Origin of the sequence: Pseudomonas frederiksbergensis, from assembly GCF_035751725.1 — a bacterium.
In the GTDB taxonomy this organism is placed as follows: domain Bacteria; phylum Pseudomonadota; class Gammaproteobacteria; order Pseudomonadales; family Pseudomonadaceae; genus Aquipseudomonas; species Aquipseudomonas frederiksbergensis_A.
In genome coordinates, this window is record NZ_CP142104.1 from 5,893,660 (window position 1) to 5,907,776 (window position 14,117).

Here is a 14,117-nt window from a genome sequence, read left to right on the forward strand (position 1 = left end):
CATTTCGATCCCCTTTTGGCCTTTCCTGCCGTTCTCCTAAACCCTGCGTGGCGCAAGACTTGATCCAGCGAATCAGCCCTGCGGAGAACAAGAATGCTGACGATCTACTCAGACGATCACCACCTGCACCATGGACGCTGCGAATTGATGGACGGGCAGTTGATGCCCTGTTTCGAGATGCCGTCCCGGGCCGACCATGTGCTGGAGCGGGTCAAGGCTCGGGCGCTGGGGCCGGTGGAGGCGCCGCAGGATTTTGGCCTGGCGCCGATCCTGCGTATCCACAGCCCGGCGTATCTGGAATTCTTCAAGGGCGCCTGGGAGCGTTGGACCGAGTTCAACCGCGACGGTGACCTGCTGCCCTACACCTGGCCGGCCCGCACGTTGCGCACGGTGATGCCGACCAGCCTGCATGGCCAACTCGGCTATTACAGTTTCGACGGCGGTGCGCCGATTACCGCCGGCACCTGGCAAGCGGCGTACAGCGCAGCCCAGGTCGCCCTCACCGCCCAGGCCGACATCCAACGCGGCGCCCGTAGCGCCTTCGCGCTGTGCCGTCCGCCGGGGCATCATGCCGCTGGCGATTTAATGGGCGGTTATTGCTACCTCAACAACGCCGCTATCGCCGCCCAAGCCTTTCTCGACCAAGGGCACAAGAAAGTCGCGATCCTCGATGTGGATTATCACCACGGCAACGGCACCCAATCGATTTTCTACGAACGCAGCGACGTGTTGTTCGCCTCGATCCACGGACACCCGGAGGCGGAGTTTCCATTTTTCCTGGGCTACGAAGATGAGCGCGGCGAAGGCGCCGGCGCGGGCTTCAACTTCAACTACCCTTTGCCGGCAGGCTCAGGCTGGGACACGTGGAGCGCCGCCCTGGAGCAAGCCTGCGGTGAAGTCCAACGCTACGACGCCGACGTCATCGTCGTATCCCTGGGCGTGGACACGTTCAAGGACGATCCGATTTCGCAGTTCAAGCTCGACAGCCCGGACTACCTGGCGCTGGGCAAGCGCATCGCCGCCCTCGGCAAACCGACGCTGTTCGTGATGGAAGGCGGCTACGCGGTGGCAGAAATCGGCATCAATGCCGTGAACGTCCTTGAAGGTTTCCAAAGCGCCCAATGAGGAACATCAGCATGAACAGACTCAAGCGTTTGATCGCCCCGGCCCTGTGCGCCGCGCTGCTGTGTGGCGCCGCCCAGGCCGAGGAGCGTACGTTGCGCGTCTACAACTGGTTCGACTACATCACGCCCAAGGCACTGGACGATTTCAAGGCGCAGAACAGCCAGGTCAAGTTGATCTACGACATCTTCGACACCAACGAAGCCCTGGAGGCCAAGCTGCTGACGGGGAACGCCGGTTATGACGTGGTGGTGCCGTCCAATGTGTTCCTGGCCAAGCAGATCGAAGCCGGGGTGTTCCAACCGCTGGACCGCAGCAAGCTGCCGAACTGGAACCACCTCGATCCCAAGCTGATGAAGCTGATCGAAGCCAACGACCCCGGCAACAAATTCGCCGTGCCCTACATGTACGGCACGATCCTGATCGGCTTCAACCCGGACAAGGTCAAGGCAGCCCTGGGCGACAACGCGCCGGTGGACAGTTGGGACCTGATCTTCAAGGAAGAAAACATCAGCAAGCTCAAGCAGTGCGGCGTTGCCCTGCTTGATTCGCCGTCGGAAATCCTGCCCCTGGCCTTGCAGCACCTGGGCCTGGACCCCAACAGCAAGAAGCCGGCGGACTACACCAAGGCTGAAGCGCTGCTGTTGAAAATCCGGCCTTACATCACGTATTTCCACTCGTCCAAATACATGGCGGATATCGCCAACGGCGACATCTGCGTGGCCGTCGGTTATTCCGGCAGCTTTTCCCAAGCGGCCAACCGCGCCAAGGAAGCCAAGAATGGCGTGACCGTGGACATGCGCCTGCCCAAGGAAGGCGCGCCGATCTGGTTCGACATGCTCGCGATCCCCAAGGGCGCGAAGAATCCGGACGATGCCTACACCTTCATCGACTACTTGCTGCAGCCCAAGGTGATCGCGCCGATCAGCGACTTTGTCGGCTATCCGAACCCGAACAAGGACGCCACCGAAATGGTCGACCCGGCGATCCGCGGCAACCCCAACCTGTACCCGACCGAGGCGGCCATGGCCTCGCTGTACACGTTGCAACCGTTGCCCAGGGATGCCGAGCGCGCACGCACGCGGGCCTGGACGCGAATCAAGTCCGGCCAGTAACCAGGAGATCCATACATAGTTACCGCCTTCTCCGTCCCCTGTCTCCCTAGCATGAAAACCCCGAAGCGTTCGGCTTCGGGGTTTTCATCCATCTGCAGACAAGGACGTTCAAATGACACCAGAGCCAACCGGCACCCTCCCGGCCTCCGATGTGAATATCAGAGGTGCGCTGCTCAACCAGCTACTCGCGGGCCCCACATACCCAGAAGTGGCCGCCGTGCTCCTGCGGGATGCGCTCAAAGATCTCTATCCCGCCTTGGATATCAACCCTTTTACCACTGTCGTTGGCGAATCAGCCTGGGACATTGTCGACGGCGACATCGTAGAGCGCCCTAGCGTCTTTATCACCCTTAGCAATCTGCTGGCCGCACGGGTGGACACCGCCCAGCCCACCCTGCTGATCGAGGGATTGCATTTTCTGACGCAACTGCCGCTGACCGTGCCCCCCGTGCATTTGCCGGTGCGCATCGATCAGATCGGGCGCCTGATCAACGAATTGGTACCGGCCATGTTACCGGCCAGCCAGGAGCAACAACTGGCGTACTGGAACGTCCCATTCGGCGACTACGGCCCCCGTTGGCATGAACTCTCCGACACCTTGCGCAAGCTGTGGGACGTCACACAAATCGACGGATGGACAGCGGCTGAATGCGACATGGCCCGGCAACTGTTTCTATTCCCCGACCCGAAAGACCGCGAGGACAGTTATGCCAGCCATGCCTATCTGGTCGACATCAAGGCGGTGCAAGACGGCCAGGAAAGCCGCGTCAACGAAAACTCCCTGGTGGTACTGATCGGCCAGATCGAAAAAAAGGAAGTCATCCTCGCGCATTCATTGCTCAACGGTTATGAGAAATTCGAGTCACGAGAGGCACTCGGACAATCGCTTTCAAACCACCTGGGCGGCCAGGCGCACGTCTCTCGCATACGCTGGCGACTCTATGAGCCCAAAGGCAATCTCTTCGACAGCAAGGCCTGCGGGATCATCGCCACACAGATCAAAGTGCTGGGTACCCCCGGAATCTGGCGCAATACCCACTTCACCGAAGGGCAACCGCCTACGCCCGAAGGGCTGGAAACAGGACCTGGCGAGCGTTGGTATCAACAACAGATACCCGAATGGCTTCAGGATGCGTCGGTGTCCGACCAGATTCAATTCGCCCAACACATGAAGAACCTGTCGGCACTGAGCAGCGTCCATGCCGGCAAGACTTACCTGGACGATATCCTGCCCATCAAGGAATACGCCTCGCTTGCCCTAAAAGCACAAATGCAATCGGACCATGACGACGCCTCGGCGCTGACTCCGGAAAAGATCGAGATCGAGATCAAAAGTGTTATTGCCTGGGGCACCTTCGTTGTTCCCTTCAAAACAGACGTTACGCGATTCAATCTCGTCGAGCTGGCGTTGCAGAATCTGATCGCGCTGCCAGCAGGTAATAAGACAGTCAGATCACTCGACGGGACCGAGCTTCCCGACTGGATGACCGTGGAATACATCGAGAACCTCATCACTCAGGTGGATATCGGTCGCGTCTATCCCGAGCTGATCAAGCGCAAACTGCTCAATGATCCGAAAGAGTCGGCCCGACGCGAGACGCTATATACCTCCCAGTTACGCATACAGCTGCCGATGCTGGCGCTGGAGAACAAACTGCGCGGGCAGGGCAATATCGATGACTTGGGGTGTCGTTATGTCTCGGCCTTGATGCAGCCCCTGGAAGAGGATCGCAAAGTCGAAGGGCAGGAAATCGTCCTGCGCAAACTGGCCTTCGTGTCCGAGCCGCAAATCGGGCTTTCCGAAGACATCGTCGCCAACATGTTCGTGATCGGCCCACGAACGCCAAGTGCCGGCCCTTGCTTGCTCTATCGCCCCTTGCTGGAACCGCAGTTGTGTCAGTTCCCTTCGTTCAGCAACATGCTGTACGGGATCCGGCAAACCGATTCGTTGCGCAAATCGGTTCTGGCCTGGCTGCCCGACGGGGTTCGGGAAAACTACAGTCGCTTTGTTTTCCCGGGCGCCCTGCCCTCGCCCTGGGCCGTCGTGGAGTTCGCGACCAACCCACTGACGCTGTTTTCCGATATCGGCCCCGTCAACCTCAGCAACGAGACGCTGGGCGCCGACTTCATGCCACTGTTGTTCAAGGCCAACGCCAATGCCCTGGTCACGCTCGCCGATCGCCAATCGGTTTCCAATAACGAGAACCGTTGGGAATCTTTCAAGCAAACCGGTTGGTTGATACTCAGCCTGGCGCTGCCCTATCTGGGAAACACGGCAAACACGGCGGTCTGGCTCTGGCAGATTCTCAGCGACGCCGAACGACTGGCTGGCGGCGACGAGGAACTCAAGGGGCAGGCCAAATGGGTGGCAGTCGTCGACCTGATGCTCAACGTGGCATTGGGTGTCCTCAACATCGTGATCGAACGCACCCGGGCGAGCAGCCGTAAACGCCCGATAGAAGCCCCGGAAACCATCCCGGCTCCAGGCCTGCCAAAACCAACACCCGAACTGATCATCGAGAAAGTGGCTCCGTTCATCCAGCCAGAGCTCCCGCAAGAGCACTACGATGTCATCCACACCAGTGGCGCCTTGATGGGCAAATCGAAAAAGGACCTCAGCTTTCTCGACAGTTTCAGCACCAAGGCCCCCGACAGTCTTGGCCCACCCGAAAGCGAAGGCGCACTCAAGGGTCTCTATCAGCACGATGAGCACTGGTATGCGAAGTTGGCGGACAAATGGTTCGAGGTCAGGACAGAGGGAGAGCAGGTCAGCATCATCGACGGAGCACGCAACGGCCCGCCCCTGATGCGCGACGGGCAAGGTCAATGGCAGATCGACAGTCGCTTGCGCCTACGTGGCAGCGGTTCAAAGGGCGCTCGGCGCAAGGTCATTGCCGATGCGCTTCGCCGTAACATTCAATTGCTTGATGAACTCAATAAATTTGAAAAGCAAAAACCGGCAAACGAACGGCTGCTGACAATGCACGCACAGGCCATGAACCAGGCATCGGGTGCGGCCAAGGAAACGCAGCGCAATAAATACGTGGCCACGCTGGAAACCCAGCGAGAAAACTACGAAAAAGCACTCAACACCCTGATCGAATGGCCTGTCTTCCAGTCCAAGCCCGACTACCCTCGAATAAGCCTCGGGTATCTCAACGCGCAAGTAAATTTCACTTTCGCAGAAATCGACCTGTTGCGAGAGCGCTTCACGCCGGCCATGACCGAAGCGATAAACATGATCTCCTCGACGGTCAAGACGGTGGAACAGCAACACATCGATGCGGCTGAAAACATGGTGTCGGTCGGGGACGCGATGATCGAGCGCCTGGACTACATGGAGACACGTTTCGACAGGCTCAAGCAGCTGGGACGCGAGGGCTTCGAGTTTGTCCGGCGGCATCGCGAACGAATGCCGGCGTACAAAAGCGACGACTTGCGCCTTATCCTGCTGGATATGTATCGCCACCTTTGTTTGTCACTCGAAAGCGTCGAAACAATGCCCGAAGGCTGGGTGGAAATGAACCGCATCGTCGACAACGCCACGGTGGCCTTCCAAAGCCTGCGCGATGCCATCGATGAGCGAAGCGTGATCCGGCTGGACGAGCAAATCGAGGCGCTTGGAAGCCTGACCGAACAGTTCACAGCGATAGAAGAACATCTCGATTACATGAAAAACGAATACCAGGGCAGCGCCATCCCAACGCAACTCATGCGCCTGAGACGGCGAATAAGTGATTCAAAAAAACACGCGTTACGTCATCTGGCCCAAGCCCTTGATGAGCGAAGCAACCAAAGACGAACCGCCAGCCCCCTGGAACAACGCCCACAGCCCAGGAAGAGATTCATTCGGGCCCGCTTCTGGGGTGTCGTCAGCGGCGTGCCTCGCTTATCAAAGACCCGCGAGGAAACTGACTGGGTCGATGTAAAGAATCCGTTCACGGACGAAAACATCGTCACCTTCCACCGCAAGGAAACCGGCGAATGGGTGCCCCATGTGACGTCCGACGCCGCACCGCTGGCCATACCGCCCTTGGCCACAAGCATGTTGAAAGGCCAAGCGCTGATCGATGGACTGGCTGCCTTCAAGACAGAAATCGAGAAGAACCTGCAACAGCCAAACCGCACGCCTGCCGGTATCGCAATGATCCTCAACGCACATGCCAGCAGGATGGAAAAAGTCAGCGTCGCGATCCGAAAGGCGCTGGACCTGGCGGAAAGTACCGTGACGAACGAGACAACCGGGGTATCGCCGGAGAAACAGCGCGCGGCCGAAACCTTGCGGCTACAACTAAAAAAAGAATCGACGGCCCTCTACGCGAAGGAATTCGAGAGCGTAATGAGCGTCATCAAGCAGAGCCCGCCCAGCATGAGTGGCGTTATCTGGCTGAAAGACCGAAACCAGATCCTCATCACTAAACGACTCGTTCGACAACGCCTTAAAAAACCTGAGAAGAGCTATCTCGACAGGTATGAGATCAAGGATCGGAAAACCGGTAAAACCCTCTGGTTTGCCGACTTTCTTTATTCCGCGTACTGGTTGCCAGACCGAACCTTTCTCTCGGCACGCCTGAGAACCGTGGAACAGGCAAGTTCAACGGTCGACGTTTCAACCAAAAATATGAGCCAACGTCAGTTGATTGATCATTACCGCAGCGAAATTGCCGTGGATCAGGCCCGGCAGGTGTTCTTCCCCAGGGAGCGGCCCTGAGACGATTGAGTCGGGCCGGTCGTCGCCGCCCGACTATAGATGCAAGACTGTCCAAGCCTTCGCCAAGTCTGCCAGCGCGGTGCGTATCGCCGCTGGCGGAACCGCTGCGAACCCCAACACCAGGCCGGCGCGTGCTTGTGATGGGGTGGCGGGCAGCCAATAGCTACTCAGGCCGTTGATTTCGACGCCCACTCTACTCGCCTGGGCAATCAGTTCAGCTTCCCGCTCGATGCCGTCCACAGGCACCGTGACATGCAGCCCGGCCACCACCGTGGGCATGGTGCCAACCCCTGCGATATCACTGGGCCAACCTGCAAGCAACGCATCACGCCGGGCCAGTGCGGCCCGGCGCATGCGCCGGATGTGCCGCTGGAAATGTCCCGCGGCCATGAACTCGGCCATCACGGCTTGGGTGCTGACTTCCGAATGGCGCACGTCCACGGCACGCCGCCGGGCGAAAGCGTTGACCAGGCCCGCGGGCAACACCAGATAACCCAGGCGCAAGGCTGGAAACGCCACTTTGCCAAACGTACCGACATAAAGCACACGGCCCTGGCGGTCCAACGCAGCCAAAGGCGCCAGTGGCGCGCCGCTGTAGCGGTACTCGCCATCGTAATCGTCCTCGACGATCCATCCCTCGTTGCGTTCGGCCCAGGCCAACAGTTCAAGCCGACGCGCCAAGCTCATGACAACTCCGGTCGGATATTGATGGGACGGCGTGACGTAGGCCAGCCGGCATCGGCTCATTGCGCCGAGCGCTGCGCAATCCAACCCGTCACCGTCGACCGGTACTCCCTTGACGTCGGCCCCGGCGACCGCAAACGCATGCCCGGCGGCGCGATACCCGGGGTTTTCCACCGCGACGATGTCCCCCGGGTCGATCAACAGCTGTGCACAAAGGCTGATGCCCTGTTGCGCACCGCTGGTGATCACAATTTGTTCAGCCGTGCAATGCATCCCTCGTGAACTGCGCAGATAAGCAGCGATCAGGCTGCGCAGGCGCGCATCCCCTTGGGGATCGCCATAGCACAGCCGCTGCAGATCCGGCTTACGCCAGAAAGCCGCGTTCAGCTTGGCCCAAATGTCGAAAGGGAACAGGTCGAAAGCCGGAACGCCCACCCGAAATGCCCGCGGCGGACCACTCGGCGGCTGGGCCAAGTGATGTTTTTCCACGCGGTTCAACGCGTCGCTGCGCAGGCCTTTACTGGACGAAACCACAGGTAAATCGAGCCAATCTGTGGATAAGCCTGGGGATAAGCCTGTTGAAAACCCTGTGGACAGTTCTGTGGATATATTTAACAGCGGCAAAGTCGTTGTGGACAGTTTTGCCACATAAGTGCCGTCACCGACACGTCCTTCGATGAAGCCCTCGGCATAGAGCTGGTCATACGCCCTGACGACACTGTTGCGCGAGATCGATAACGCCGCCGCCAAATCGCGACTGGCCGGCAGGCGCATGCCGCTGGCCAGGCGTCCATCCAAAACTCGGGCACGCAAAGCCTGGTAAAGCTGGCGACTGAGTCCCTGGCGACGGTCGAGTTCGATTCCGGCGGGATTGAAGGACAGCGGCGGCACTGCGTGACTCATGAGAACCCTCGCGAATTGGCCTATCGAATGAGCCAGAACCGGCTCATGCAACGGACCATTAGCCTGCCTCGGACAGGCGCATTCGCCAAGGGAAATCATCAAGGATCACGGCGGGCATCGCTATCGCGGACGGGCTCGCGACAGCGATGAAATCTATCAGCTACCTGACTTTTTATATTGCCAGGCCCAGTCCGGTATCTGCTTGTGACGGCTTACGTATTCCACAAAGCTCAACCAGTTATGTTCTGCACGATTATTGGAAAGTTCGAACCGGTACAGATTTGCCAGTACTCGCGCTGAAATCGATTGGTCGGCAACGATGTTGGCCACGAGCTGCTCCGCGCGCTGTACGTCCTGCATCAATTGGATAACCAACGATGCGGCGAAATCCGCCTCGGAGTTCAGGGCACCCGCTCGCGCGAGTGTGCCTTGGATATTGCTGTCGCTGTAGTTTTGGCTGATCAGGTCGGCCCAGACGCTGCGAGCTTGCTCGGGAGTGAAGTTCCTGCTCAGGTTGCCGAACAGGTTCGGGGTGCTGAGCAGCATGGCCACCCTGGAGTTGGAAGGTGACTCACCCGCGGCACTGAGCACTCTGATGACCACCGGCATTTCTGCCTTTGCCGACGGCGTCACGTACCTATAGAAGTTTACGATCTCGCTTGAATTGTCCAGGATCCTGCCGATGTTGGGTTCATCAAACAAGTGCACCCATCTGATGTCGATACTCCCGGTGGTCAATAACTCGGCGAGACGCGTATCGGCATATCTGGCGATAGCGCGAATTTTCTCCTGGCTGAACGCCGGTTGGCCAATCCATCTGGCAAACACGGCGATACGCATTCGCCCACCCAGGTTATTCGAAATCACTGGCGAGGCCAGAAGCATCTCGGCTCGATGCAATAACACCGGTTTTTTGCCAAGCGAGGCGCGGAGCAAGCCGATTGTCCGGATGACCGATTGTTCATACCGGTGTAAATGCATCAGCCTCGAGGTATCGGTGACATGCACGCCGGTATTGGTTCTCAGCCTGTCCGCCAGGGCAGTTAACTGGTTCGGGTACACAAAATCTGCCCTGCCCATCGAATCCAGAAGCTCACGCACACTCATTTGCCCATGTACCGCCGTGTCAAACAGCACATAAGCCCTTTGGTTTCTTGGATAAAACCTTTGCAGGTCATCAATGGAAATACCGTATTCGAGCATGATATGCACCAAATCCCGGGTGACCGTAAAAGACGGGTCCCTGAATATGGAATTCAGCATTTCCTTGTTCTCGTTGCCGACTAGAACCTGGCCGATAAACACCCGTATGGCGGTCAGTTGCTCAGGCGTATACGGCTCGCGCAGCCATGCCAAACCATAGCGATGCCGCGTGGGCAACAGGTCGGAAAACCTTTTAAATCGATTCCGCTGTGTTGCAGCCGCAAGGGGTGCCGCATGCGCCGCTGCATCCAGGTATAGGCGAAGCGGTTGGAACAACTCGTTTGCCGTAGGCCCTTCGGAAAAGACCCTTCTGAGTACATGCAGCGTTTCCCTGCCGAGCAGGTTCTCGATCATGGGCTCGACGCCTGACAGCAGCGGCGGGGTCTCCATGAAACTGAACATCTGGCTGTTTTGGCGAATGTACCTGGCGGATGCAGTACGCAGCCCTCTCACAGAAAAGGCATTTCCTCCCTCAAGCGTGTTCAAGCCCAAGGCAACAGCCCTGAAGAAACAATCGCCATCCCTCGGCATCTGTATGGGGGCTGCATGATTGGCCTGCAGCAGTTCGTAATGGTTGCCGCCCCTGCGTCTCACGACGACGTCCGTTTGCAGGTCTGGCGCACTGGTCAGCTGATAGGTCGGGTTGGCTCCCGATGCAAACCGCATCATGGCAATGTCCCGCCCCGGACGCTCATCGATAACCACCAGGCCGCGGTTGTGGGGCCAACTCGCCAGATTGGGCATGAACTCCGGGACCAGATCCATCACCGGATTATCCCATTCGCCGGATCGCTCGACCAAAGCGGCCATATCCTCACCCGACGAAGGAAGCGCATCCACGTTTGAAGAACCGGCGGGAGGCGTGACTGCGGGCCTTGAAGGACCAGGCTTGGGGGATGGACTCCTGGGGCGTTTCGAGCCTCCGCCACCCAAGCCGAATCCGACGGCGCGCCATTCACCATCGGGCATTCGCGCCACGGTGCTGCGCATCACGCCGCTGGAGCGAATGCTCAACCCGGAGTCGGGGTCGACGAGGATGGCCTCGGTTGCGTTTACCTTCGTATGATCGTGCACGCGAAGCACCGTCCCATCCGGTTGCCGAACGTATACGGGACGCGCCGTGACAGTACCGGTTGCGACATCCTGGACGGCCGCGCGATAGAAGCCCCCGGCATCCGGGGAAAGCCCACGTATCACCGATCGGTCAGCCACGGCATAGCGGCTATAGATGGCTGGCTCCAAAGCCAGCCCCGCTGGCTGCTTTTGCTGCTTCAGGCGAGCCATCATCCCTTGGAAAACTGACCCATTGCGTGACAGGCCCGCCATACCCGCGCCCGGGCGCCGCGTCACACCAGACGCCATCAGATAGCTGAGGATGCTCAGGTGGATCGGGATGCGGCCAGTCTTGGCGACAAACATGAGTACTTTCCAAAAGCCGTGGAAAAACGCCAAGGCCCCCACCACGTCGATAAGCGTCTCGAACGCCGACATCACCGCGATGACGATGGTTTGATGGGTTATTTCCCGGTTGCTATTGGAGCGATGGTTGGCGTGCGCACCCAAAAACTTGATATGGGCGGCATAAAGCGCTTCACCAAGATCACCCGTTATCAGCGAGCCACGAACCAAGGGACGACCGCCTCGCTGACCTAAGAGTCGCTTGATCTCTTCAGCATCGGTGGTGGCGATGCGGGAGGAAAAATAGGTCCGCCAAGACTCAAGCTGCAGCAGGTTTGCGATACCGTCGCCGAGATTGGAAAACTCATGAAAATCATTGCCGTCAGGGCTGTCCGGCAAGTACACGCCCACGGTGCCCTGGAGGTCCGGCCCGTCCTGATCTGAAAAGATCAACACGCCATCGACGCTGGTCGCATTGCCCAAGGTGCCCTGCTGGTTTGCGGCGCCTACGCTTCCTCCGAGCAAAAGCCCATAGACATTGACCTTTTGTCCATGGACCGGCTTACGCACCGTTGCCGATGACGATTTCAGGACTGCATCCAGCCAGAGCGGAACCCGTTTTTCATATCGTCCAGGCTTGGTCGCGTCGAACACCGTGGCCTTGAATACTTCGTCGCCCTTGAGGATGGCTTCGTATCCTTTCAAATTCATGTTGGCTTTATAGGCGTTCCACCACGCTTGCTTGTGGTCTTTCGCTTGCAGTTTCTCGCCGATGTAAATCTCATAGCGACCGCCGATATCAAGGCGGGTCGCCATTTGGGCGAGTTCAGGTCCGCTCAAGACAATGAGGCAACCGGTGACGGGGTGATAAACAGGCCACCCCGCTTCATCGGCAAGGTAGACAGGCAATATCTCTCTCATCGCATTGGGGTATTGCGCAGGGCGCACGTTATCGAGCATGAGCTGCGTCAGGCTGACCGCTCGCGAATCTTTCAGGCTGCACGCGTTTCCCTGGAACAACGTGATCAACGTTTTATCCGGATCAGGATCTATTTCAACGTGCAAATGGCTGCGAAGGTAGGCTTTGATTTTTTCGCGGGTGAACGCCAAGAGCGACTGGACACGCTCACGCGCAGCCTCTTCTTCAGTTTTCGAAGCTTCCCGTTCTAACGTTCTATACGTCCGCTTTTGTGACGTCGAGGCGGTTATATAAGCGCCGGGACGGGCATTTTTAAGCAAGGTCTCACCACGGGCAGCCAATGGACCTTCGAGCGCCAACGTCGGCAGCTCAAGCGCCGCTTCGGTGGCCGAGGCAAAGCTCATCAGGTCGAACTGCGCCTTTTCGGGATCCTTCAGGACGGTCTCGAGCGCGGCATGCTGGATGTCCAACAGCTCTTTCGCAGCGCTCTCGAAGACATGTTCGCAAAGCTCCAGGTCGATGTGCTTGATTGTCCTTTCCTGCCCCTCAGAAGAAGGGGTGACCGTCTCTATCAACTCGTCCAAGTCATCGAATCGCTGTATTCCGCCCTCCAGGGAATACAGGAACAATACGTCCAGGCCGACTTGCTTGATCACGAAGGCGGCAGGCCATGCCTGCTCTGCCTCGCTGCCCATATCCAACATGACCTTGTAGACCTGCGCCATTCGCGCCTTGTTAATGAGCCGGTCTCGGTTGGCCTTGGCGGGATGGGTCATGACGAGATTCAACAGCCGGTCTTCGTCGTGCTGAAGAATCCGGGCGGCTTGGCTTGATTGGACAGAGGGGTTTCGATCCGCTTTGTATAAATCGAAAAGGTACAAGAAGCGTTGGGAGAGCCTTAAGGCCAGCGCCTGCTCAACTGTTAATCGGACGGATGGGTCGAGGGAATCGCCCAGGGGTTCTTTAGTACGAAACGCCGTCAGATCATCCAGGAACTGAAGCCTGACGCGGTAATGGGTCGTAGGGTTGGCAATAAAAAAGGCCGATGTCACGGCCTGCTGGGTACTTTCATCGAGTGGCGCAACGAAAACACTGTGGGTATTTTCTACCGAGTCCGGACGGGTGAAGAAACCCACGCTTGCTATCGTGTTGCTGTAGGGCGCGTTGGCGAGCAAACAGTCCCACAGCACATCACTGAAGCTTTTGGATGAAACCAGCGAGCGCTTCCCAAGCGTGTCTGTGGTGAAGTGGTTTACATAACAACTGTCCGGGTCGAGCGCCTGTCGCAATGGGGCGCGAAATTGGCTGGGGTCCACTTTTTCCCTGATCAACGTGACCCATAGATGCTTGAGTACCGTGTCGAATGTCGGCAAGCCGGCAAACAAACGAGCCAGGTCAGCAGCATGGGACGCTAAACGCCGCAATTGTGTGTCTCGGGCCGCTTCACGGGGATCAAGCGGACTGGGTGGACGCACCACCGCAGTATCAGCAGGTTCCTCCCCTCCATAGCCTGACGGGACACCTCCTTGCAGTTTCATCAAGACACTTTTCGACAGCGCAAGGCCGTTGACCCGAAGCGCGGAAAAGTCCGGATTCATGCGGTTTCTATAAGGATAAGTGACCCAACTCTCGCACCGGGCCAAGCTCGCGTGGCTGGGAATCGGCTTGCTTTGATAAGCGGCCAGGAAGCCCTGGGTAACGGCCGTACGCAAGTGAACCCATGCGCGCTTGTCTTCCACGGGCTGGTCGGCAGCTTTGACTTCCTGATAAGTCACGCGCACTTTTGCATCGCCTTGCAGCCCCAATTGGAGCAACCACTGATCTGCAAGTTCGTGGCATTCGAATGGACTGGCGTTGGGCAGCAGTTTGAGGGGGCTTAAGTCTGCAATAACGGGCTGCGCCGCCGTGCTTGGTTCATCTGTAAAAAACGACGACATAAAAGATCCATCTTTAAATGAAGATCTTTAACCGTACCTTGGCGTCGAGCCAGCGACGGCATACATATGTATAGGCCGGTATGCGTAACGTATCGGAAGTGTAAGTCGGCATGTTGAGCTAGCGG

General features: G+C 58.1%; 5 protein-coding genes. 3 read left to right on the forward strand and 2 right to left on the reverse strand.

Going from position 1 to position 14,117, the window contains the following annotated elements; translation table 11 throughout:
- Nucleotides 1-93: 93 nt before the first annotated feature.
- The 3 genes from VQ575_RS26660 (at nt 94) to VQ575_RS26670 (ending at nt 6,948) form a co-directional block, all read left to right on the forward strand.
- On the forward strand, nt 94-1,125 hold the full coding sequence (locus VQ575_RS26660; protein WP_039593580.1) for a histone deacetylase family protein: 1,032 nt from the start codon (nt 94-96) through the stop codon (nt 1,123-1,125).
- A gap of 11 nt (nt 1,126-1,136) precedes the next feature.
- Complete coding sequence (locus VQ575_RS26665; RefSeq protein ID WP_325918735.1) at nt 1,137-2,237, forward strand: polyamine ABC transporter substrate-binding protein; 1,101 nt, start codon at nt 1,137-1,139, stop codon at nt 2,235-2,237.
- Between the two features lie 655 nt (nt 2,238-2,892).
- Entirely contained in the window at nt 2,893-6,948 is a 4,056-nt protein-coding gene (locus VQ575_RS26670; protein WP_325918737.1) for a dermonecrotic toxin domain-containing protein, read from the forward strand.
- Nucleotides 6,949-6,981: 33 nt separating this feature from the next.
- Here VQ575_RS26670 and pdxR read toward each other — a convergent pair whose 3' ends face one another.
- Both pdxR and VQ575_RS26680 read right to left on the reverse strand, forming a co-directional pair.
- Nucleotides 6,982-8,535, reverse strand: a complete 1,554-nt coding sequence (pdxR, locus tag VQ575_RS26675; RefSeq protein WP_045157331.1) for a MocR-like pyridoxine biosynthesis transcription factor PdxR — start codon at nt 8,533-8,535, stop codon at nt 6,982-6,984.
- A 156-nt stretch (nt 8,536-8,691) separates the two neighbouring features.
- The gene (locus VQ575_RS26680) at nt 8,692-13,992 is read right to left on the reverse strand and encodes a dermonecrotic toxin domain-containing protein (protein WP_325918739.1); all 5,301 of its coding nucleotides are present in this window, start codon (nt 13,990-13,992) and stop codon (nt 8,692-8,694) included.
- Between the last annotated feature and the right edge of the window lie 125 nt (nt 13,993-14,117).